We start from the raw sequence: 23,187 nt of genomic DNA on the forward strand, positions 1-23,187 counted from the left end.
GTTTTTCGTGCGCTCTTTTGCACCCGCAGTTCGTCGTTATACTTACAACAGCAACCTGCTGTATCACTTGCGCATCCTCATTGCGCTGATCGGCACCACCGCCGTTCCCTGGTGGCTCGGCATTCCCAAGCTGACTATCCCGTTAACGCTGGGCGTGGTGGCAGCCGCCCTGACCGATTTGGATGACCGCCTGGCCGGCAGGTTACGCAACCTGCTTATCACGCTGGTGTGCTTCTTTGTTGCCTCCGCCTCGATCGAGCTGCTGTTCCCTTATCCCTGGTTGTTCGCCCTTGGCTTAACCACGTCGACCTGCGGTTTTATCCTGCTCGGCGCCTTGGGGCAGCGTTATGCCACCATCGCCTTCGGCGCGCTGCTGATCGCGGTTTACACCATGCTCGGCACCTCGATGTACGATGCCTGGTATCAGCAACCGCTGCTGCTGGTGATCGGCGCGCTGTGGTACAACCTGCTGACGTTGGCAGGCCACCTGCTGTTCCCGATCCGGCCGCTGCAAGAGAACCTGGCGCGCTGTTACGATCAACTGGCCAACTATCTGGATGCCAAAGCCAATCTGTTCGATCCCGACGCCGAACGCGACGCCGACCTGCCATGGATGGATGTCGCAATGGCCAACAGCGCCTTGGTCGCGTTGCTTAACCAAACCAAAGCCTCGCTGCTGACGCGCCTGAAAGGCGATCGTGGCCAGCGCGGCACCCGCCGCACCTTGCACTACTATTTTGTCGCGCAGGATATCCACGAGCGTGCCAGCTCTTCCCACGTTCAGTACCACGCGCTCAGCCGGCAATTTCGTCACAGCGACATTTTGTTCCGCTTCCAGCGTCTGCTGAGCATGCAGGCACGCGCCTGCCGCCAATTGGCACAATCGATCCTGCTGCGGCAAAAGTACCAGCACAACCCGCGCTTTGAACCGGCTTTCAGCCGCATTCAGGAGGCGTTGGCGCGCATCGCCGAAACCCAGGGCAATAACGAGCAGACCAAGGCGCTGGCGCATCTGTTGAAAAACCTGCATGCGATCGATGCGCAGCTGGCCAATATAGAATCAGAGCAGACGCTGGCCAGCGGGCAAGCGGAAGAGAACAGCCTGGCCGACGACCGCTTAACCGGCTGGAGCGATATTCGGCTGCGCATCAGCCGCCATTTGACGCCTCAGTCGGCCCTGTTCCGCCACGCGATCCGCATGTCGGTGGTACTGTGCGTGGGTTACGCCTTCATCCAGTTCACGGGTATGCAGCACGGTTACTGGATCCTGTTGACCAGCCTGTTCGTCTGTCAACCGAACTACAACGCTACCCGCCGACGCCTGGCGCTACGCATCATCGGTACCCTGGCCGGTATCCTGATCGGCCTGCCAATCCTCTATTTCGTGCCGTCATTGGAAGGGCAACTGGTGTTGATCGTCATCACCGGCGTTCTGTTCTTCGCTTTCCGCACCGTACAATATGCCCACGCGACGATGTTCATCACGCTGCTGGTGCTGTTGTGTTTTAACCTGTTGGGCGAAGGATTCGAAGTGGCAGCCCCGCGCGTTTACGATACCTTGCTGGGCTGTGCCATCGCCTGGGCGGCAGTCAGCTTTATCTGGCCGGACTGGAAGTTCCGCCAACTGCCGGCGGTGGTGGATAAAACGCTGAATGCCAACTGCCGTTATCTGGACGCCATTCTGGTGCAATACCACCAGGGTAAGGATAACGGCCTCGCTTACCGCATCGCGCGACGTGATGCCCACAACAGCGATGCCGAACTGGCTTCGGTCATCTCCAACATGTCCGCCGATCCCAAAGCCGACAAAGCGCTGCAGGAAGCCGCCTTCCGCTTGCTCTGTCTGAACCACACGCTCCTGAGCTATATCTCCGCATTGGGGGCGCACCGCGAGCGGCTGAATACCCCGGCCACGCTCGATCTGCTCAATGACGCCGTGTGTTACGTGGACGGCGCCTTGCATCAGGAAGAACGGAACAGCCAGCGCATTGCGCAGGCGTTGGAACAGCTGGCGGAGCGCATCAGCAAAGCCGTTCCGGAACCTGAAAGCAAAGAACAATTGGTCTTGCAGCAGGTGGGATTGGTGCTCGAGCTGCTGCCAGAGCTCACCGCGCTGCATGCCCAAATCAATAAGGCAGCCTAACTATTCAGGGCCCGTTCGATGGGCCCTGAATAACCGGCTCATGCCCATGGCGGCGCATCGCCATCGTATGATCGAACCAACGCACTAGCTCGCTGCGTAATTCGGCCGGCAACGCCGCCTGATGATAACCGGCTATCGCCCCGCCCAGCGACAGCAGCACTCGTAGCCCCAAATTAGTCTGCTGTTTCAATAAACGGAGATAGCTGCGTTTGGCGCCATGCAGCCGCAGGTCATAAGCGTTGCGAATGCCCGCTCGCCACAGCAGACGTTCCATATTAACGTCAATATTCGGCAATGCCTTCAGTCGGCCGTGATCGCCAGCCTTAAGCCGCTGCTCCCGGCGCGCCTCCCTGACAGCCTGCCAGGCCAGCCCCACCAGCTCGTTGCGTTCCCGCCACAGCGACTCGTCAACCCAGTAATAACGCAAAGTGATGGGCGCTCCACGCTTGGAGTAGACCATATTGACCATCCCTCTGGCACGAAAGGCCGGTTCCATGCTCGCCGTAGCCCGCAAGTACAGCTCGCCGTCCGCTATCACCGCAAACATTACCCCCTCGGCCAGCAGGCCGTAGCCACCAAACTGTGACCGTGTTGTGATGGCTCCCAGCACCGCAAAGCAATTTTTAGCCTGCGCGATTCTTCTCGTCGACATCCTTTTCATAGCGTTCCTCCTTTTTAGGTTCTGGCCGTATTATTTCTCTCATCAATGAAAAAAGTAACGTGAACAACTAATTAGAAAAATACGCACTATCCGCCCGCCTGCCAATCACAAAAATCATCGGTACAAAAAATGATCGCAATTATGCGAGCCGCTACGAAAATTTGGGTTGATCTTATCCTAAATCAGGGATACTGTATAAACATACAGTAACACGACGGGCGGGAACTTTATGCGTACTCAATCACTCTACCAACCTCATTTCGGCCATGGCTCTTATACAGCGCGCAATGTTGCGAAGAACACAGATGTCGGCAAAGAAAATGGCTTGATCAGTGAACTTGTTTACAACGAGCGCCAGCCCGCAGTGGCCCAATTGCTGTTGCCCCTGCTGCAACAACTGGGCAAACAGTCTCGCTGGCTTCTGTGGCTGACGCCGCAGCAAAAATTAAGCAAACAATGGCTGCAGCAATCCGGCCTGCCTGTAGATAAGATGATGCAATTGAGCCAGATCAGCCCGGTGAATACGGTCGAGGCAATGGAAAAAGCGCTGCAAACGGGAAATTACAGCGTGGTTCTCGGCTGGTTGCCTGAGCTAACGGAGGAGGATCGTCTAAAATTAAGACGTGCGGCAGAATTGGGTAATGCCTATGGGTTTATCATGCGGCCTCAACGTGACATTAACCCGACTCACGGACACTGTTCCACCCTAAAAATTCACTCTTCTTTGTATCATTAAGTAAATTTAGGATTTTTCCCATCATTTTCGCACCCCCTAAGCGGAACCTTTGCGTGGGAAGGCACAAAGCTAGTCCGGCTGCGGTTTGGCAAGCAAAAATGCTCGATGAATCGCCGTTTTTTTAGGCAAAGAATGTTAGCAAATATGTACGATTCCGCGTTTTTTTTTAGAGCCTTATCACATCACACTTGTAACTTTCGCGCCACGTTGTAGACTTTACATCGCCAAGGTTGCTCTATAACGTCAGAAAAACTGGCGAGTAACAAACGAGGGCTTAAACCTTGGCGAAGGAATTTAACCAAGGGCTTAAACAGCTTTAAAGCTCATTGCCTATTTGGATGATAACGAGGCGCAAAATGAAAAAGACAGCTATCGCATTAGCAGTGGCACTGGCAGGTTTCGCTACCGTAGCGCAAGCCGCTCCAAAAGATAACACCTGGTACACCGGTGCTAAACTGGGCTGGTCCCAGTACCACGACACTGGTTTCTACGGTAACGGTTACCAGAACGGTATCGGCAACGGCCCAACCCACAAAGATCAGCTGGGTGCCGGCGCGTTCCTGGGCTACCAGGCAAACCAATACCTGGGCTTCGAGCTGGGCTATGACTGGCTCGGCCGCATGCCTTACAAAGGCAGCGTGAACAACGGTGCTTTCAAAGCGCAGGGCGTTCAACTGGCCGCTAAACTGAGCTACCCAATTGCTGACGATCTGGACATCTACACTCGTCTGGGTGGTATGGTATGGCGTGCAGACTCCAAAGCTAACTACGGCCGTACTGGCCAGCGCCTGAGCGACCACGACACCGGCGTTTCTCCGCTGGCTGCTGTTGGTGTTGAATACGCACTGACCAAAAACTGGGCTACTCGCCTGGATTACCAGTTCGTAAGCAACATCGGTGACGCAGGTACCGTTGGCGCACGTCCAGACAACACCATGCTGAGCCTGGGCGTTTCTTACCGCTTCGGTCAGGATGACGTAGTTGCTCCAGCACCAGCTCCAGCTCCGGCTCCAGTTGTTGAAACCAAGCGTTTCACTCTGAAGTCTGACGTGCTGTTCAACTTCAACAAGTCTACTCTGAAAGCAGAAGGCCAGCAGGCTCTGGATCAGCTGTACACCCAGCTGAGCTCCATGGATCCTAAAGATGGTTCTGTAGTTGTTCTGGGTTACACCGACGCTGTTGGTTCTGACCAGTACAACCAGAAACTGTCCGAACAGCGCGCACAAAGCGTTGTTGACTACCTGGTCTCCAAAGGCATCCCGTCAGACAAAATCTCTGCACGTGGTATGGGTGAAGCAGATGCAGTTACTGGCAACACCTGTGGCTACAAATCTGGCCGCGCTACCAAAGCTCAGATCGCTTGCCTGGCACCAGATCGTCGCGTAGAGATCGAAGTTAAAGGTATCAAAGACGTTGTAACTCAGCCTCAGGGCTAAGTTTACTCGCCTAATAAAAAACCCCGCCTAGCGGGGTTTTTTTTCGTCCTATTGTTGCCACAACCTTTCAAGGTCAAACGCCACAAAGGCGCTCTCACGCACTTACTTGGGATCTTTGCCAAGAATCGCCTTCAAGTCTTCTTTCAACGATGACATCTGGTTTGCATACTTTTCTTTGCGTTCAGCGTCTTCGATAAGTTGCACGACGGTTTCCGAAAGCGTAACGCCACGGCGGCGCGCCAGAGCAGCTAATCGTTGCCAAACCAAAAACTCCAGATCGATAGATTTTTTACGCGTATGCTGATGTTCTGCGTTAAAATGACGTTTGCGGCGGGCGCGGATTGTTTGCTTCATCCGGTTATCCAGTTCCGGATTCATATGAGCGGCAATCCATGCAAGTACCTTTACCGGCTCATTTTCCAGCTTCAGCAGCTCGTTAACCGCTTCCTGAGCAGCGCTGTTTTCAATGTAGCGGGTAATAAGCTCCCCTTCCCGGTGCTTCTTCACCAGGTACTTCCATTTCCAACCGCTCTCTAGATTTTCCAGTTGCTGATATTTCATCTTGAGCTCTTCAGTGACCGCGTAACTTCAAATAAGCATAACAGCTTTGCGCCGAATTTCCCCGGCAATTAAGCCGTCTTTTAGACTGTTTTTTGCACAGTCACCGCGTGATGTCAAACTCCCTGATGCCAACTGGCACTCCGCATGTATCAAGCCGCCGTTATTCTTGTATAATCGCCCTTTCCCTTTTTAACGATTGCATCTAACACTTTGACCAATAACCGACTTGAATGGCAATCTTTATTGCCGGACGTAACGCCTTATCAGGCGATATTTGATACCGCCGCTCAGTTGGCACCCGTGCCCTTTTCCGCCATTCAGCCTCGGCTGGAAAATGCCCTGACGCTATTTTGCCACCCTCAATCGCCACCGCGATTCATGCTGTTGAAAGCGCAAGAAACGCGAGAATACCTGGAACTGATCGCTAACGCCGTCAAACCGCTGCTGCCGCAAAACACGGCATGCCGCGGCAGCCACTATGTCATTCAGGATGGCAAGGTCAGCGTAGAGCCTGCCAGCCATGGCGATGAACCTTTCGCTGCCGGCGGTGCTTGCGTGTTCCAAGAGTGGATTGAACCGGAGCAGCTGTTTGGTTGCGTGCGGATCCACAATGGCGACATCACTCTGCAGCCCGGCCTGGTGCACCAGGCCAACGGCGGTATTCTGATCCTGTCAGCCCGGGCGCTGCTGGCCCAGCCGTTGCTATGGCTGCGGTTGAAGCAAATGATCGGCCAGCGTCAGTTCCATTGGGTTTCGCCTGACGAAACCCGCCCGCTGCCGGTTGCTATTCCGCCGATGCCGCTGGATCTGCGGCTGATTGTGGTCGGCGACCGCCACGGCCTGGCCGATTTCCACGATATCGAGCCAGAACTGAGTGAACAAGCGGTCTATGGCGAATATGAAGACGATCTGCAACTGACTGAAGTTGATGATATGGCGCAGTGGTGCGGCTACGTCAACGGTGTGATCGCCGAGCGGCAGTTACCGATGTTGGCGGCCGATGCCTGGCTGCCGCTGATCGTTCAGGCGGTGCGTTATAGTGGCGATCAGGGCATCCTGCCACTCTCGCCGGTTTGGCTTGGGCAGCAGTTGTCCGAAGCTGCACTGTACGCCGAAGAAGACCGCATTACGGCCAAAGCGTTTGAAGCGGCATTGAATGCCCGCGAATGGCGTGAAAGCTATCTGGCCGAGCGTATGCAGGATGAGATCGAGCTGGGTCAGATCCTGATTGAGACCGAGGGCGAAGTGGTCGGGCAGATCAACGGTCTGTCAGTCCTGGATTATCCGGGCCATCCACGCAGCTTTGGTGAACCGTCGCGCATCAGTTGCGTTGTGCATCTCGGCGACGGCGAGTTCACCGACGTCGAGCGCAAAGCCGAACTGGGCGGCAACCTGCATGCTAAAGGCATGATGATCATGCAGGCGTTCCTGATCGCCGAACTGGATCTTGATCAGCAACTGCCCTTCTCCGCTTCCATCGTCTTTGAGCAATCTTATGGTGAAGTGGACGGTGACAGCGCCTCGCTGGCTGAGCTGTGCGCATTGATCAGCGCCCTGTCACAGCAACCGATCACCCAACAGATCGCCGTCACCGGCTCCGTCGACCAATTTGGCAACGTACAGCCGATAGGTGGCGTTAACGAAAAGATCGAAGGTTTCTTCGAGGTTTGTTTACGCCGCGGCCTGACGGGCAAACAGGGTGTCGTCTTGCCCGCAACCAACGTGCGCCACCTGTGCTTGCGCCAGGATATCGTCGACGCGGTACGCGAAGGGCAATTCCATCTGTGGGCGGTAGAGAGCGCGGCGGAAGCCTTGCCTTTACTCACAGGTTGCCTCTACTCTGACGAACAACAGCCGAATTTGTTGGCGGCCATTCAGGAACGGATTGCGCAGGTGAGCCTGCAGGAACGCCGCCGTCCGTGGCCGCTACGCTGGCTCAACTGGTTCAACCACGGCTGATCGGACTTGTTCAGCGTACACGTGTTAGCTAACCTGCGTCCTTCATTAAAATAAGGCTTACTGAGAACATGGTAGATAAACGCGATTCCTATACGAAAGAAGACCTCGAAGCATCCGGTCGTGGCGAGCTGTTCGGCGCCGGTGGCCCACCGTTGCCGGCGGGTAACATGTTGATGATGGACCGCGTGGTCAAAATGACCGAAGACGGCGGGACTCACAACAAAGGTTATGTGGAAGCGGAGCTGGATATTAATCCGGACCTATGGTTCTTCGGTTGCCACTTTATCGGCGATCCGGTCATGCCTGGCTGCCTGGGCCTGGATGCGATGTGGCAGCTGGTCGGTTTCTACCTCGGTTGGCTGGGTGGCGAAGGCAAAGGCCGCGCGCTGGGCGTCGGTGAAGTCAAGTTCACCGGCCAGGTGCTGCCAACCGCGAAGAAGGTAACCTATCGTATTAACTTCAAACGCGTCATTACCCGCAAGCTGATCATGGGCGTCGCCGATGGCGAAGTGCTGGTTGACGGTGAAGTGATCTATACCGCCACCGATCTGAAAGTGGGCCTGTTCAAAGATACCACCGCATTCTAATCACGCTGGCGGGAAGGCGGCCACTGCCTTCTCTTCTAACGCTCTTCGCATGCCATCACGTCGAAACGTGATGGCATTTCTTTCTCTTACTTCCCGACTTTCAAAGACCATCCGCATCTTCTTTTAGCCGCCGTCGGCGTTATGGAATATCTCATCACGTTGGCATTGATGCTGGGTGTACCTTATTTCATCGCCCTTCACCGAAATGTCTTCCCCCATAGGTCTTTACCCTATTCTTACCCGAAGCGGCCAAAGCAATAGGCAGCCTGAAAGGCGGCCTCCCTCACTACCCGCATCAGTGCAATAGCGCTTTTTTTGCATCCGGTTATTCTCTTGCCCCTCAAGATCCTCTAACATGACTAGCATAGTAACTACAATTATTGTACTTAGTGAGAAAGGTATGCAAAAAACCCGCTTTAGCGATGCACCTTGCCCCGTCGCGCGTTCATTAGATCGCGTCGGGGAATGGTGGAGCATTCTGATCCTGCGTGATGCCTTTCAGGGGTTGTCCAAATTCGACGAATTCCAACAAAGTCTGGGTATGTCACCCACGCTACTGGCGCGTCGCCTGAAGGATTTGGTGGCCCACGGCATTCTGTATAAAGAACGTTATCAAACGCGGCCGGTGCGCTATCACTACCTGCTTACTGAGCGCGGCAACGATTTTCTCCCGGTGTTGGCGGCGCTCTCACAATGGGGCAACAATCATCTGACCGACGGGGACGTCAGCGCCCTGTTGGTCGACGGACGCAACGATCGGCCGATCCAAGTCCAGTTGGTCAATCGTGATACCCAACAGCCGGTGCCGCCGCAGTTCATTACGCTGGCGCCAGGGCCGGCGGCAAGCGATGGCATATATCAACGCGCCGAACTGATGCGGCAGCGGCGCCTCGCCGATTTACCCGAATTTACCAAGGAGCCATCATGAGCAATTGTCGTATCGTCATTACCGGCATGGGCGCCGTTTCACCGCTAGGGTGCGGTATTGAAGCCATCTGGCAACGTTTGTTAAAAGGAGAATCCGGCATTCGAGCGTTGCCTGACGAGATCGTTGCAGATTTACCGGTCAAGGTCGGAGGACAAGTCCCGGCGCTGGCGCAAGATGCTGAAGCGGGCTTCAACCCCGACGCCTCCGTCGCCCCCAAGGACCAAAAGAAAATGGACCGCTTTATCCTGTTTGCTATGGCGGCGGCGGATGAAGCCATTCGTCAGGCCGGCTGGATAGCCGATACGGACGAAAAACAAGAGCGCACAGCCACCGTCATTGCCTCGGGTATTGGCGGTTTCCCGGCGATTGCCCAGGCGGTGCGCACAACCGACAGCCGCGGAGCCAAACGGCTGTCGCCGTTCACCATCCCCTCATTCCTGGTCAATCTGGCGGCCGGCCACGTTTCAATCAAACACCACTTCAAGGGGCCGATTGGCGCGCCGGTCACCGCCTGTGCCGCCGGCGTGCAAGCCATTGGCGACGCAGTGCGTATGATCCGCAATGATGAAGCCGATATCGCCGTGTGCGGCGGTACCGAAGCCGCTATAGATACCGTCAGCCTGGGCGGGTTCGCCGCCGCGCGCGCCATGTCCACCGCTCCGGCCGAATTGGCGCAACAGGCCTCTCGGCCCTTCGACAGCGCCCGGGACGGATTTGTCATGGGGGAAGGCGCCGGCATGCTGGTGATTGAAACGCTGGAACACGCGCTGGCGCGCGGCGCCACCCCGCTCGCGGAAATCGTCGGCTATGGCACCAGCGCCGACGCCTACCACATGACATCCGGCGCTGAAGACGGCAACGGCGCCTATCGGGCGATGAAAATCGCGTTGAAGCAGGCGAACGTCGTTCCCGAGGAGGTACAGCATTTAAATGCGCACGCGACATCGACACCCGTAGGGGATTTGGGCGAAATCAACGCCATCAAACACCTGTTTGGCACGGCCGGGACTGTCGCCGTAACCTCAACAAAATCAGCGACGGGGCACCTGCTGGGCGCCGCCGGCGGGCTGGAAACCATCTTTACCGCCTTGGCTCTGCGCGATCAGATAGCCCCTGCCACGCTAAATCTGGATAACCCCGATCCGGCGGCGGCAGGCTTGCATCTGGTCGCGAAACAGGCGGAATCGATGAATATGACCTACGCCTTATCAAACGGCTTCGGCTTTGGCGGCGTGAATGCGAGTATTTTGCTGAAGCGCTGGCAGGATAAATAAACGCCTGAAACAAAAACCTCCGCCAAAGGGCGGAGGTTATTCCTTTTATTTGACAGGGAGCCGCTTAAGCGGTCACAGCCCTGTCTTCCATGGCTTCTCGCCAACCTCCCAGCCATTGAGACCGGGCGTCCACCGATGATTGGTAGGGACAATGTTCCCTGGAACGCCCTAAAATACCTGCCTGATACCCTCTCGAATGCGCCCTTTCCAGACGATCGCGTTTCTGTCTCTTCATGCCTCGTTTCCCTCATTTTGGTCTGGTGGAAAGAAAACAATGGCTGCTTTTTGCGCAGCCACGAGTAATCAATAGCGCTAAAAGAAGAGAAGATCAATGCGCAAAATTCACGCCAATGTCATATTTGTGAGCTACGCCCGAGGAAAGTGCTAAGTGGCTGATCTGCCGGGGAAGGAGTTAACCAATTGAAATGAAATAGAAATCCCTGCCAGCGAGAAAAAACGAATTTCCACGGCGACAGGGATTAGACGATTTTAGACCAAATTATGACTAAATGCCGCCCATCTGTGCGGCGATAGCCTGGGCTTCCTGCTGCCACCCCTGCGCCAGAGTGCGCACCAGGGCATCATAGCCGTCTTCACCCTGTTTCAGCTCCAGGCTGAAAGGCCGTTTGATCAAGCGCCCCTGGCGGTTCAGCACCCACTCGCCGCGAATGATCGCCTTGCCGTCAAAACGGCCGTGGAAGCCGCTGATGGTCACGTTCAGCACATCCTGATCGCTGCTCATCGGCTGCGAAGAGACCACCCAACCCGGCAGCGCGCTGCTCAGGTTGGTGACCAGCGTTTGCTGCAGCTGCTGGTCGAGCGGGCTGGCCCACAGGTTGTTCTGGGCTATCACATACTGCACGTCGTTGGTCTGATACACCACGCCGCTCTGCGCCAGATAATCCGCCACGCTCACGTGCTCCAGCCACAGCTGGCGCGTGGAGGCGCCGCTGCTGCTGGCCGCGGCCGGCGCGCCCAGCGCCGGCAACTGATAGTAAGTCTTCTGTGGCGAACTGCTGCAGGCGCTAAGCAACAGCGCCAGGGCTACCGGGATCCATTTCATCATTTCGTGGCCTTCTTCGGCTGAGGGTCATTACTGCCGGCGGCTTCAAACACCAGCGCGTTACTCTTCTCATTCAGGGTGCGCAACACCGGTTGCAGCTCACGCAAGACCTGATCGAGGCGCTGCATGTCGCCCACCATCTTGTTGTAAGCCGGCGAACCTGGCTGGAACCCTTTCATGCTGCGGTTCAACTCCAGCAGCGTTTTCTGCATGTCCTGCGGCAGCGCCTGCATCTCTTTGCTGGCGATGATGTCGTTCAACGACTTCATGGTCTGCTGCGTCGACTTCATGGTTTTCTGACTTTCCGCCAGCGTCTTGGTCGCCTCGTTGATCATCGGATTGATCGGCATCGCGTTGATCTTGTCCAGCGTCTGCATCAGTTTCTGCTGGATCTGCGCCAGACCGCCGCTGGTGGTTGGCATCAGCGGATAACCAAACAGCTCGCGCGGCCCTTTCCACGGTTTCTCCTGCGGATAGAAGTCGAGATCGATATACAGCGAACCGGTCAGCAGGTTGGCGGACTTCATCGAGGCGCGCATGCCGCGGGACTCGGCGTCTTTCAAGTGCCCTTCGATATCGAAGTTGCCGCCCAGCTGTTTCTGGAAGCGATCCGGCTCGATGCGGATCAGCACCGGAATGCGGTAATCATTATCCAGACGCTGCGCCATGCCGTCTTTATAGAACGGCACCTGCGCCACCGTACCCAGACGGATGCCGCGGAACTCGACTGGCGCGCCCGGCTGCAGGCCGCGTACCGAGTCGGAGAAGAACAGCAGGTAATCCTTATGCACGGTATACAGCGAATCCTGCGTGCTGCGCTGGTTGTCGAACAGCTGGTACTCCGCCTTCTCTTTCGCCAGTTCGCCGCGATCCCAGCCGTCCGGCACGTCGAAGCTGACGCCGCCGCTGAACAGCGTGGTCAATGATCCCATCTCTACCCGCATGCCCTGCGCCGACATGTCAAACGCCACGCCGCTGTCTTTCCAGAAGCGCACGTTGGTGGTGACCAACTGATCGTAAGGCGCGGTGATGAACAGCTGATAGCGCATGGCGCGCGCTTTAGGATCGAAATAGCTGGTTTCCACCGACCCGACGCGATAACCGCGGAACAGCACCGGATCGCCGGCGTTAAGCTGGCCTGATTTCTCGCTGTCCAGCACGATACGCAGCCCTTTGGCATCCGGAGAGGCCAGCGGTGGCGCGTCGAGCAGCTGGTAGTTGTCTTTACCGTCTTTGCCCTTGTTGCCCGGCTGCAGTTCGATATAGGCGCCGGAGAGCAGCGTCCCCAACCCGGAAACGCCTTCACGGCCGATCTGCGGCTTCACCACCCAGAAGGCGGAATCCTGGCGCAGCAATTTCTCCATGCCGGAATTAAGACGCGCCTGCACCATCACCTTGCTCAGGTCATCGCTCAACGTGACGGTTTCCACCACGCCGACGTCAACGCTGCGACTTTTGATTTTGGTTTTACCCGCTTCCAGCCCTTCCGCCGTCGTAGTCACCAGCGTCACTACCGGCCCCTGATGGCTAAAGTGGTAAAACAGGATCCAGGCGCCGATCAGCGCGGTCACGATGGGAATGATCCACACCGGCGACCAGCGTTTGATCTTCTCGACGTCCGCGACGCTATGATTATTTTCCGTCACCTTGCGGCTCCTTGTTGATTGTTTCACTTGCGCGATCCCAGGTCAGCCGGGGATCAAATGTCATGGCGGCGAACATGGTGAGGATCACCACCAGCGCGAACAGCACGGCGCCCGTCGCGGGATAAATGCTCATCAACTGCCCCATTCGCACCAACGCCGACAACACGGCGATCACAAACACGTCGATCATTGACCAGCGGCCAACGAACTCGACCACTTCATAAATCAGGTGCATGCGCTCGCTGTCGGCGCGCGGTTTCTTCCTGCCGTTGGCGTCCCAACACAGCCAGCCGATCGCCAACATTTTCAGCGACGGCACCATGATACTGGCGATGAAAATCACCATCGCTACCGGATAAGAGCCGTCCCCCCACAGCAGGATCACCCCCGCCATGATGGTGGAGTTCATTTTGTTACCCAGCGCCTCGGTCACCATGATGGGCATCAGGTTGGCCGGAATATACAGCATGATGGAGGTCACCAGCAGCGCCAGCGTCCACTGCAGGCTGTGGCGGCGACGCACGTAGCCCTTGGTGTGGCAGCGCGGGCAGCTCACCTGATCGGCCGGCAGGATCGCCGTGCAGCACGCGCAGGAGCGCACGCCCTGGCGCATGCCGGTGCGTCCTACCGTCAGCGGGCGATCGAGACGCGGTGCCGGTTCGATGTCCTGCCACAGCCAGCGCCGATCCACGCATTGGAAAGCGCGCACCTGCAGCAGGCAGAACAGACAGTAAGGCACGAAGCTGCTGCCGATACCGATATCGCCATAGGCCATCAGCTTGACGAAGCTGACCAGCACCCCGGCGAGGAAAATCTCCACCATGCACCAGGTTTTGAACTGGAACAGCACCCGGGCCATCCACTCTTTGAGCCCCAGCGGCAAGCGCACTCTGGCGCACAGCAGGATAATCGCCACCATGCAAAACGCCGGGATCAGCTGCACGAACACCATAAACAAGGTGGCCATGCTGGCGTAGTCTTCCGCCACCATCACTTCCGGGATTTGGATCAGCCGGATTTCGTTGCCGAGGCCGGCGACGCGCATGTTGATAAACGGGAAAATGTTGGCCAGCACCAGCATGAACAAGGCGCTGAGCGCGTAACCGATCGGCCGCTTGCGCGGCTCGTCCCAGCGGGCGCTGAGCGTGGTTTTGCAGCGCGGGCATACCGCTTTGCTGCCATAGGCCAGCGGCGGTAGCGCCACCAACATGTCGCACTGCGGGCACAGCATCAGGTTATCCTGCTGCGCCGCCGAGGGTGCGGAATGACTATGCTGCTGATGATTGTTGTGGGAACACACCATATTCCTCCTAAATAACGTCGCTCACCGGCACGTCGATGCCGCCCGCAGCAGCGCGCGGGCGGCATCGCAACGGTCAGCCGTTTTTCATCGCTTCCAGCTCTTCCCAACGGGCGAAAGCCTGTTCCAGCGCTTGCTCGGCATCAGCCAGCGCCGTCAGCACTTCTTGCGTTTCGCTATGCGGCCGCGTGAAGAAGTCGGCGTCGCTCATCTGCGCCTGCAGCGCTTCGATTTCCGCTTCCAGCTGTTCGAGCCGCTGCGGCAGCTGTTCCAGCTCACGCAGCAGGTTGTAACTCAGCTTGGCCGCCGTTTTCTTCGGCTGTTCGGCCTTTTTCTCCGCCGCCGGTTTGCTCGCGCTCGGCGCCGCCTGACGAATCGGTTTCGCCGTCGCGCGCTGATGATGCGCATCGTAGTAACCGCCGACGAAGGCATTGATCACGCCGTTGCCTTCGAAGATCCAGCACTCGGTCACCGAGTTGTCAACGAACTGACGATCGTGGCTGACCAGCAGCACGGTGCCCTGATAGCCGTCGATCAGCTCTTCCAGCAGCTCCAGCGTTTCGACGTCGAGATCGTTGGTTGGTTCATCGAGGATCAGCAGATTGCTCGGTTTCAGAAACAGCTTAGCCAACAGCAGGCGGTTACGCTCACCGCCCGACAGCGCCTTCACCGGCGTCATCGCTCGCTTCGGGTGGAACAGGAAGTCCTGCAGGTAGCCCAAGACGTGGCGAGGGCGGCCGTTGACCATTACTTCCTGTTTACCTTCCGCCAGGTTGTCCATCACCGTGCGCTCAGGATCGAGATCGGCGCGGTGCTGGTCGAAATAAGCCACTTCCAGCTTGGTGCCGCAGTGCACGCGGCCGCTGTCGGCTTTCAGCTGACCGAGCATCAGTTTCAGCAGCGTGGTTTTGCCACAGCCGTTCGGCCCCACCAGCGCAATCTTGTCGCCGCGCTGCACCTGAGCGGAGAAACCGCGCACCAGCACTTTTTCGCCAACCTGATAATTGACGTCTTCCAGCTCAAATACGATTTTGCCGGAGCGAGTCGCCTCTTCCACCTGCATCTTGGCGGTGCCCATCACTTCACGGCGTTCTGAACGCTCGACGCGCAGCGCCTTCAGCGCACGCACGCGGCCCTCGTTACGGGTACGGCGCGCTTTGATGCCCTGACGGATCCAGACCTCTTCCTGCGCCAGCTTGCGATCGAACTCGGCGTTTTGCAGCTCTTCCACCCGCAGCGCTTCTTCTTTGCTCTGCAGGTACAGATCGTAGTTGCCCGGCCAGGAAACTAGCTTACCGCGATCCAGATCGACGATGCGCGTCGCCATGTTGCGGATAAACGAACGGTCGTGCGAGATGAAGACGATGCTGCCGTCGAACTCTTTCAGGAAACCTTCCAGCCAGTCGATGGTTTCGATATCCAGGTGGTTGGTCGGTTCGTCGAGCAACAATACGCGCGGCGAGCTCACCAGCGCACGGCCCAGCGCCGCTTTACGCAGCCAGCCGCCGGACAGCGAGGAAAGTTCTGCGTCGCCGTTCAACCCCAGCTGCAGCAGCACTTCGCTGATGCGGCTGTCGAGCTGCCAGAGTCCCTGGTGATCGAGGATCTCCATGATTTGCGCCATGCGCGCCAGGTTTTTCTCGCTCGGATCGCTCTCCACCAGGTGGGAAATCGCATGATACGCCTTCAGGTGTTCTGCCTGCTCCGCAACGCCTTCCGCCACGAAGTCGAACACGCTGCCGCCGATATTGCGCGGCGGATCCTGTTGCAGGCGCGCCACAATCAGATCCTGTTCGTAGATCACCCGGCCGTCATCCAGCGGGATCTCTTTGCCGAGGATCTTCAGCAGCGTAGATTTACCGGCGCCGTTGCGCCCGACCAGACACACGCGCTCGTTGTCTTCGATATGAATTTCGGTGTTGTCTAACAGTGGCGCATCGCTGAAAGAAAGCCAGGCGCCGGACATGCTGATTAACGACATAGTAATTATTTTCCTTCGCCGGCGTGAGTCACCAGCCAGCAGTTGTGGATCTGACGGTTACGGGCAAAGTCCTGCGACAGCGTCTTGGCGGTGATCTCTTTCGCCTCCAGGCCCAGCGCACTCAGCCCTGCCATATCCATTTGGAAACCGCGCTTGTTGTTCGAGAACATGATGGTCCCGTTGCGGCGCAGCAACCGTTTCAAATCTTTCATCAGCGCCAGGTGATCGCGCTGCACGTCAAAGGTGTTCTCCATCCGCTTGGAGTTGGAGAAGGTCGGCGGATCGATGAAGATCACGTCGAACTGTTCGTTGGCGTTGCTCAACCACGACAGGCAGTCGGCCTGGATCAATCGATGCTGACGGCCGGTCAGGCCGTTGGCGCGCAGGTTCTTCTCCGCCCATTCCAGATAGGTGCGCGACATGTCCACCGTGGTGGTGCTGCGCGCGCCGCCCAGCCCGGCATGCACGCTGGCGGTGCCGGTATAGGCGAACAGGTTGAGGAAGTCCTTGCCATTGCTCATCTCGCCCAGCATACGGCGCGCGATGCGGTGATCGAGGAACAAGCCGGTATCGAGATAGTCGGTCAGGTTGACCCACAGCTTGGCGTTATACTCTTCCACCAGCAGGAACTCGCCCTTCTGCGCCAGTTTCTCGTACTGGTTTTTGCCCTTCTGCCGCTCGCGCGTTTTCAGGATCAGCTGATTCGACGGCAGCTCCAGCACCGCCAGCGTCGCGTTGATCACATCGAACAGGCGCTGACGCGCTTTCTGTGCATCGACGGTTTTCGGCGGCGCATACTCCTGCACCACCACCTTGCTGCCGTAGCGGTCCACCGCGACGTTGTATTCTGGCAGATCGGCATCGTACAGGCGGTAGCATTCAATGCCTTGTTGCTTCGCCCACTTGTCGAGCTTCTTCAAATTCTTGCGCAGACGGTTGGCGAAATCTTCCGCCACCTGCACGCCGCCGGTAGCGGCACCGGCCGGGCTTGCCGCCAGCTGATAATTTTTCTGCACGCACTCCAGCGGGCCGTTCTTCGCCTTAAACTGGCGCTCGGCGCGCAGCTGCAGGCAGCTCAACAGCTCCGGCGAGGCGCTGAACAGCGACAGCTGCCAACCGCCGAAGGCGCTTTTCATCACGCGGCCCAGCATGTTGTGCAGCGCGATCAGCGCCGGTTCGCTTTCCAGACGCTCGCCATACGGCGGGTTGCTGATCACGGTACCGTGCGGGCCTTCCGGCAGCGGGTTGGTCAACCGCGCGACGTCGCCGACGTTGAAGGTGATCAGTTCGGCGACGCCGGCGCGGCGGGCGTTGCCGCGCGCCATCTCAATCACCCGGCGATCGATATCGGAACCGAAGAAGCGAGAGGCGGTTTCCTGCAGACCGCGGCGGGCACGAACCTGTGCTTCGGTGGTGACTTCACGCCACAGTTCGGCGTTGTGGCCATTCCAGGCGCTGAAGCCCCAGTGTTGACGGTGAAGACCCGGCGCGCGATCGGCGGCGATCATCGCCGCTTCGATCAACAGCGTGCCGGAGCCGCACATCGGATCGAGCATCGGCGTGCCCGGCTGCCAGCCGGAGCGCAGCACGATGGCGGCCGCCAGGTTTTCCTTCAGCGGCGCCTGGCCGGTGAGATCGCGGTAGCCGCGCTGGTGCAGGCCTTCGCCGCTCAGATCGAGCGCCACGCTGGCCATATCGCGTTGCAGGAAGACGTTAACGCGAATATCCGGCTGCTGCTTGGCAACCGTCGGGCGTTGGTCAAGTTTACGGGTGAAGCTGTCGACGATGGCGTCTTTCACCTTCAGCGCGCCATATTGGCTGTTGCGGATCTCTTCGTTCACGCCGCTGAAATGCACGGCAAAAGTTTTATCCACGCCAAAAATGCTCGGCCAGTCGATCGCCTGCACCCCAAGGTACAGATCCAGGTCGCTGTGCACGCGGAATTCGTTCAGCGGCAACAGAATGCGCGAAGCCAGGCGGCTCCACAGCAGGCTTTGGTACAGAAGACGATCGTCACCCTGAAAATGTACCCCGCCCTGCACCACTTTGCAGTCGTGAGCGCCAAGCGCTTCCAGCTCGCTTTTTAACAGTTCTTCCAATCCACGCGCCGTGCTGGCAAACAGAGAGTTCATATCGTACTTATCACCAAAAAGAAAATTGTTGCGCATTATAGCTAATCCGCACCGCTTGTCATAAAGTTGCTCCCTTCTATTTAATCATCGCACGGAGATAAGGGTGATCACGCTTTCCAAACTCTACGTCCATCCGGTTAAATCACTGCGCGGCCTGCAGCTTTCTTACGCCCAGGTCGGCAGCAGCGGTCTGGCCTTCGACCGCAACTTTATGATCACCGAGCCGGACGGCACCTTTATTACCGCGCGCCAATATCCGCAGATGGTGTTGTTCACGCCGGCGCTGTTGCCGGATGGGCTGTTTCTGACCGCGCCGGACGGTGAAAGCGCCGCCATTCGCTTCAGCGACTTCGCCGCCGCGCCGCAGCCGACCGAGGTATGGGGCAACCATTTCACCGCGCTGACTGCGCCAGATGAGATCAACCGCTGGCTGAGCGGCTATTTCCAGCGCGACGTGCAGCTGCGCTGGCTGGGGCCGGAGCTGACCCGCCGGGTCAAGAAACACCCTGAAATCCCGCTGACGTTTGCCGACGGCTACCCTTATCTGCTGATTAACCAGGCTTCGTTCAACGATCTGCAACAGCGCTGCCCCGGCAGCATCAAGCTAGAGCAGTTCCGCCCCAATCTGGTGGTGAGCGGCGCCACCGCCTGGGCCGAAGACGGCTGGCAGGTGATCCGCGTCGGTGACGTGATGTTCGATCTGGTGAAACCCTGCAGCCGCTGCGTGCTTACCACCGTCAGCACCGAGCGTGGCCGCAAGCACCCGAGCGGCGAACCGCTCAGCACGCTGCAAAAATTCCGCTCCGCCGACAACGGCGACATCGATTTTGGCCAGAATATGATCGCGCGCAACAGCGGCATCATTCGCGTGGGCGATACGGTGGAAGTGCTGTCGACCAAGCCGCCGCGCCCTTATGGCGCCGGGAAAGTGGTAGAGAGCGTGCAGGCGCCACAAGACAGCGCGCACAGCGTCACGATCGAATATGAAGGCAAGGTGTTTACCGGCAATAACCAGCAGATCCTGCTCGAGCAGTTGGAACAGCAAGGCATCCGCGTACCTTACTCCTGCCGCGCCGGGATTTGCGGCAGCTGCCGCATTACGTTGTTGAGCGGTGAAGTCGCGCCCCTGAAGAAAAGCGCGCTGGGCGACAACGGCACCATCCTGTGCTGCAGCTGCATCCCGAAAAGTGATTTGACGTTGGCGTAATCCGCCTTATACCGCCCTGTCGTAAGCCGGGGCGGCGCTTTCATCCTGCGCGCAGGGTTTCAGCCGATCGTGCATCACCTTGATGGCGTCACCCAATACCATGGTACGGCCAGCGACCGTCAGCTGATTTTGCGCCAGCAGGCACAGGCTGGCGTTATCCCCGGCCTCCACCACCAGCAGGCGCGCTTCCGCGCCGCTCTCCATCACTTTCACCGCCGCCAGCTCGCCATTTTTCGGCTGCAGCGGGTAATGCTGCTGCGAGAAATGCCAGCTCTTTGGCATCAGCGGTTTCAGGAAGCGATAGGCGACCAGCGCATTCAACACCAGCTCGGCGCGCTGTTCATGGCTCAGCTTGACCTGCTTGCACTGTTCTTCATAGGTGAAATAAAGGGCGGCGTCATCCACGCAAAAAGCGCATTCATCAAAGGCGTCCGGCGTTAACATTTTGGCCGGGAAACGTGAACGAAAGATCATACCATTAGCTAAATCCAGCATTAGCCGATCGTGTTCGGCATCAAAATACCAACGCCAATTATCGTCAGGTTTTATCTTCATTTCGTATCCTTCTCGCTGCCTATGCCAATGCCGCACTCACCCTAAAAGGCGATTTTATCACCGATAAAATAGCTTAAACATCGGATAATTCCGCGAACGATATTTATGCTAACGAACAAAATATAGACGAGCCGGGGGCAGAAATAAACCCCCGGAATAAAATGAGAGGAAAAATATTAGATATGGGTAACGATATCTTTAATCAAACGCGGGCCGTGATAGATAAATCCGGAATAAATTTGCAGCAGGCTCGCGCCGGCCTCCATTTTTTCGCGCGCCGCCGTCAGCGAATCAATGCCGCCTACGCCGATAATCGGCAAGCGCCCCTGCAGTTCGGTGGAGAGGCGACGGATCACTTCGGTGCTGCGTGATTGCAACGGACGCCCGCTTAACCCACCCGCTTGTTCGCAGTAATTCAGCCCTTGGATCAATTTTCGATCCAACGTGGTATTGGTGGCGATCACGCCATCGATATTATGCCGCACCAGGCTATCGGCAATTTGGATCAATTCTTCTTCAGAAAGATCCGGCGCGATCTTTACCGCTACCGGCACATATTTGTGATGGCGCGCATGTAATTCCTGCTGCTTATTTTTAATCGCAGCCAAAAGATCGTCCAACGCTTCGCCATACTGTAAGGATCGTAACCCCGGCGTATTCGGTGAAGAGATGTTAATCGCGATATATCCGGCATACGGATAAACTTTATCCATGCAGATCAAATAATCGTCTTTTCCCTGCTCGACCGGCGTGTCTTTATTCTTGCCGATATTGATCCCAAGAATGCCGCCGAAATGGGATTTCTTAACGTTTTCAACCAGATTGTCCACGCCATGGTTATTGAACCCCATGCGGTTAATCAGGCCTTCCGCCTCAACCACGCGGAACAAGCGCGGCTTGTCGTTGCCCGGTTGCGGACGCGGCGTCACGGTGCCGACTTCCACATGGCCGAAGCCCATCGCGCCGAACGCATCGATGCATTCGCCGTTTTTATCCAGACCGGCGGCCAATCCCAGCGGGTTTTTAAACGACAGCCCCATGCAGCTGACCGGTTTGGTCGGCACGGACTGACGGACAAGAAACGCTAATGGGGTGCCGGTAATACGGCTGAGCTGACGAAAGGTCACTTCGTGCGCGCGCTCCGGATCGAGCTGGAACAACGCTTTCCTGATGAGGGGGTAGTACATGGACTCTCCTGATTTCCCGGTTGCAAACCGGGGGCGTATTATCCGGTATCCCCCGCCTAATTGGAATTGATTAAAGGCAAAAAAAGCCGTTTTTACGCAATCGTTTTCCCACTTCACCGCCAAATCGGCGCCAATCCGCTTTTGCGCATATCCAAATCAAAAAATGAGATTTAAACAACGCGCCCGGTTGCTGGTAGGTTTAAAACACTTCCCATTGATTTTCTAATTAAACCTAACTTTTAGTTATAAGGAGTGGCAATGCGCGTTATATCACTGGCCGGTAGCCCACGTATCCCATCACGTTCCGCCGCGCTGCTCTCGCTGAGTCAGAACTGGCTGCGGCAGCAAGGGGTGGAAGTGACGGCCTATACCCTGCACGACTTTGACGCCGAAGACCTGCTGTACGCCAACTTCAACAGTCCGGCGATCAAGGCGTTTGCCGAGCAGCTGGCGCAGGCCGACGGCCTGCTGATTTCCACGCCGGTTTATAAAGCGTCGTTCTCCGGCGCGCTGAAAACCCTGCTGGACCTGCTGCCGGAACGCGCGCTGGATCATAAGGTGGTGCTGCCGCTGGCGACCGGCGGTTCCGTCGGTCACATGCTGGCGGTGGACTATGCGCTGAAACCGGTGCTGGCGGCGCTGAAAGCGCAAGAGGTGCTGCACGGCGTGTTCGCCGACGACAGCCAGATCCAACTGACCGGCGAAAGCGCCACGCTCACCGACGCCGTGGCCGCCCGGTTGGAAGAGGCGCTCGCCAGTTTCTATTTGGCGCTTGGCCGCCGCAAACCGCCCGCGCTGCGCGTCGCCTCGCCGCTGACGGCGCGTCAAACCGCCTGACATGCCTGGAAAAGGAGGGCCTGAATGAAACAACGCAACGCTTTGCGACGTTGGCTGAGCGCCGCGGCCTTCACCGGCCTGCTGTCGCTGGTCTGGGCCAACGCCGCCGTCGCGCAGGATCCGGCGCAATTTCGCATCGGTTACCAGAAAGGATCGGTGAGTCTGGTGCTGGCGAAAAGCCACCGGCTGCTGGAGGAACGCTTCCCCGCCACCCGCATCAGTTGGATTGAATTTCCCGCCGGCCCGCAGATGCTGGAGGCCTTGAACGTCGGCAGCATCGATCTGGGCAGCACCGGTGATATTCCGCCGATCTTTGCGCAGGCCGCCGGCGCGGATCTGCTGTATGTCGGCGTTGAGCCGCCCAAACCGAAGGCCGAAGTAATCCTGGTGCCGGAAAATAGCCCGATCAAAACCGTCGCCGATCTGAAAGGCCATAAGGTCGCGTTCCAGAAAGGATCCAGCTCACATAACCTGCTGCTGCGATCGCTGCAAAAGGCCGGACTGAAATTTACGGATATCCAGCCCGCCTATTTGACGCCCGCCGATGCGCGCGCCGCATTCCAGCAGGGCAACGTCGATGCCTGGGCTATCTGGGATCCTTATTATTCCGCCGCGCTGCTGCAGGGCGGCGTGCGGGTGCTCGGCGACGGCACCGATCTGAACCAGACCGGTTCCTTCTATCTGGCGGCGCGCCCCTATGTCGAAGCCAATGGCGCCTTTATCAGCCAGGTCCTGACGGTGCTAACCCAGGCCGATGCACTCACCCGCAGCGACCGGGCGCAAAGCGTGACCCTGCTGGCCAACGCCATGGGGCTGCCGGAACCGGTGATCGCCAGCTATCTGGATCACCGCCCCCCGACCGCCATCACACCGCTAGATGCGCATACGATCGCCGCGCAGCAGCAAACCGCCGACCTGTTTTACGCCAACCGGTTGGTGCCGGTGAAGGTCGACATCTCGCAACGCATCTGGCGCCCAAGCGCGCAATAAATAC

20 protein-coding genes are annotated in these 23,187 nt (G+C 57.7%); 10 read left to right on the forward strand and 10 right to left on the reverse strand.

Features of this window, described 5'->3' with window-relative positions; genetic code table 11:
- Nucleotides 1-7: 7 nt before the first annotated feature.
- Complete coding sequence (gene yccS / locus ACJ8HA_RS08965) at nt 8-2,143, forward strand: YccS family putative transporter (RefSeq protein WP_049204262.1); 2,136 nt, start codon at nt 8-10, stop codon at nt 2,141-2,143.
- Between the two features lie 4 nt (nt 2,144-2,147).
- Here yccS and ACJ8HA_RS08970 read toward each other — a convergent pair whose 3' ends face one another.
- Nucleotides 2,148-2,804, reverse strand: a complete 657-nt coding sequence (locus ACJ8HA_RS08970; protein ID WP_369435683.1) for a TfoX/Sxy family DNA transformation protein — start codon at nt 2,802-2,804, stop codon at nt 2,148-2,150.
- Nucleotides 2,805-3,033: 229 nt separating this feature from the next.
- Here ACJ8HA_RS08970 and sulA point away from each other — a divergent pair, with 229 nt between their 5' ends.
- Complete coding sequence (gene sulA / locus ACJ8HA_RS08975; RefSeq protein ID WP_025302310.1) at nt 3,034-3,540, forward strand: SOS-induced cell division inhibitor SulA; 507 nt, start codon at nt 3,034-3,036, stop codon at nt 3,538-3,540.
- A 356-nt stretch (nt 3,541-3,896) separates the two neighbouring features.
- Entirely contained in the window at nt 3,897-4,976 is a 1,080-nt protein-coding gene (ompA, locus tag ACJ8HA_RS08980; RefSeq protein ID WP_015377358.1) for a porin OmpA, read from the forward strand.
- Between the two features lie 102 nt (nt 4,977-5,078).
- Here the strand turns inward: ompA and matP are convergent, their stop codons facing one another.
- The gene (matP, locus tag ACJ8HA_RS08985) at nt 5,079-5,537 is read right to left on the reverse strand and encodes a macrodomain Ter protein MatP (protein ID WP_004928138.1); all 459 of its coding nucleotides are present in this window, start codon (nt 5,535-5,537) and stop codon (nt 5,079-5,081) included.
- Nucleotides 5,538-5,747: 210 nt separating this feature from the next.
- Between matP and ACJ8HA_RS08990 the strand changes: the two genes are divergently transcribed.
- The 4 genes from ACJ8HA_RS08990 to fabF all read left to right on the forward strand — a co-directional run bounded on the left by ACJ8HA_RS08990 (nt 5,748) and on the right by fabF (nt 10,285).
- Nucleotides 5,748-7,496, forward strand: a complete 1,749-nt coding sequence (locus ACJ8HA_RS08990) for an AAA family ATPase (protein ID WP_162495999.1) — start codon at nt 5,748-5,750, stop codon at nt 7,494-7,496.
- 68 nt (nt 7,497-7,564) lie between these two features.
- Nucleotides 7,565-8,083 carry a bifunctional 3-hydroxydecanoyl-ACP dehydratase/trans-2-decenoyl-ACP isomerase gene (gene fabA, locus ACJ8HA_RS08995; protein ID WP_004928144.1) on the forward strand — a complete coding sequence of 173 codons (519 nt, stop codon included), beginning with the start codon at nt 7,565-7,567 and terminating at the stop codon, nt 8,081-8,083.
- Nucleotides 8,084-8,483: 400 nt separating this feature from the next.
- The gene (locus ACJ8HA_RS09000) at nt 8,484-9,011 is read left to right on the forward strand and encodes a winged helix-turn-helix transcriptional regulator (protein ID WP_025302308.1); all 528 of its coding nucleotides are present in this window, start codon (nt 8,484-8,486) and stop codon (nt 9,009-9,011) included.
- Entirely contained in the window at nt 9,008-10,285 is a 1,278-nt protein-coding gene (gene fabF, locus ACJ8HA_RS09005) for a beta-ketoacyl-ACP synthase II (RefSeq protein WP_025302307.1), read from the forward strand. Before ACJ8HA_RS09000 ends, fabF begins: the two co-directional genes overlap by 4 nt.
- Before the next feature lie 64 nt (nt 10,286-10,349).
- Here the strand turns inward: fabF and rmf are convergent, their stop codons facing one another.
- The 6 genes from rmf to rlmKL form a co-directional block, all read right to left on the reverse strand.
- Nucleotides 10,350-10,520, reverse strand: coding sequence for a ribosome modulation factor (gene rmf / locus ACJ8HA_RS09010; RefSeq protein ID WP_004928150.1), 171 nt, complete (start codon nt 10,518-10,520; stop codon nt 10,350-10,352).
- A 270-nt stretch (nt 10,521-10,790) separates the two neighbouring features.
- Nucleotides 10,791-11,351, reverse strand: a complete 561-nt coding sequence (gene pqiC / locus ACJ8HA_RS09015) for a membrane integrity-associated transporter subunit PqiC (protein ID WP_043137613.1) — start codon at nt 11,349-11,351, stop codon at nt 10,791-10,793.
- Entirely contained in the window at nt 11,348-12,994 is a 1,647-nt protein-coding gene (gene pqiB, locus ACJ8HA_RS09020; protein ID WP_025302305.1) for an intermembrane transport protein PqiB, read from the reverse strand. The genes pqiC and pqiB overlap by 4 nt, the downstream gene beginning before the upstream one ends.
- Nucleotides 12,981-14,294 carry a membrane integrity-associated transporter subunit PqiA gene (gene pqiA / locus ACJ8HA_RS09025; RefSeq protein ID WP_442515367.1) on the reverse strand — a complete coding sequence of 438 codons (1,314 nt, stop codon included), beginning with the start codon at nt 14,292-14,294 and terminating at the stop codon, nt 12,981-12,983. The genes pqiB and pqiA overlap by 14 nt, the downstream gene beginning before the upstream one ends.
- Before the next feature lie 76 nt (nt 14,295-14,370).
- A complete protein-coding gene (locus tag ACJ8HA_RS09030) occupies nt 14,371-16,275 on the reverse strand; it encodes an ABC transporter ATP-binding protein (protein WP_049295345.1) in 1,905 nt (634 codons plus the stop codon).
- A 5-nt stretch (nt 16,276-16,280) separates the two neighbouring features.
- Complete coding sequence (rlmKL, locus tag ACJ8HA_RS09035; protein WP_025302302.1) at nt 16,281-18,407, reverse strand: bifunctional 23S rRNA (guanine(2069)-N(7))-methyltransferase RlmK/23S rRNA (guanine(2445)-N(2))-methyltransferase RlmL; 2,127 nt, start codon at nt 18,405-18,407, stop codon at nt 16,281-16,283.
- A gap of 103 nt (nt 18,408-18,510) precedes the next feature.
- On the opposite strand from rlmKL, the gene ACJ8HA_RS09040 reads away from it, so the two are divergent.
- Nucleotides 18,511-19,614, forward strand: coding sequence for a YcbX family protein (locus ACJ8HA_RS09040; RefSeq protein WP_016928298.1), 1,104 nt, complete (start codon nt 18,511-18,513; stop codon nt 19,612-19,614).
- Nucleotides 19,615-19,620: 6 nt separating this feature from the next.
- Here ACJ8HA_RS09040 and ACJ8HA_RS09045 read toward each other — a convergent pair whose 3' ends face one another.
- The gene (locus ACJ8HA_RS09045; protein ID WP_004928171.1) at nt 19,621-20,169 is read right to left on the reverse strand and encodes a cell division protein ZapC; all 549 of its coding nucleotides are present in this window, start codon (nt 20,167-20,169) and stop codon (nt 19,621-19,623) included.
- Between the two features lie 176 nt (nt 20,170-20,345).
- Nucleotides 20,346-21,356, reverse strand: coding sequence for a quinone-dependent dihydroorotate dehydrogenase (gene pyrD / locus ACJ8HA_RS09050; RefSeq protein ID WP_019454516.1), 1,011 nt, complete (start codon nt 21,354-21,356; stop codon nt 20,346-20,348).
- A gap of 258 nt (nt 21,357-21,614) precedes the next feature.
- Between pyrD and ssuE the strand changes: the two genes are divergently transcribed.
- Together ssuE and ACJ8HA_RS09060 are read left to right on the forward strand one after the other, a co-directional pair.
- Entirely contained in the window at nt 21,615-22,193 is a 579-nt protein-coding gene (gene ssuE, locus ACJ8HA_RS09055; protein ID WP_043137622.1) for an NADPH-dependent FMN reductase, read from the forward strand.
- Nucleotides 22,194-22,217: 24 nt separating this feature from the next.
- Entirely contained in the window at nt 22,218-23,183 is a 966-nt protein-coding gene (locus ACJ8HA_RS09060; RefSeq protein ID WP_049295343.1) for a sulfonate ABC transporter substrate-binding protein, read from the forward strand.
- The last annotated feature ends 4 nt before the right edge of the window (nt 23,184-23,187 follow it).

This window comes from Serratia sp. CY33802 (assembly GCF_052169095.1).
GTDB classification, from domain to species: Bacteria; Pseudomonadota; Gammaproteobacteria; order Enterobacterales; family Enterobacteriaceae; genus Serratia; species Serratia bockelmannii.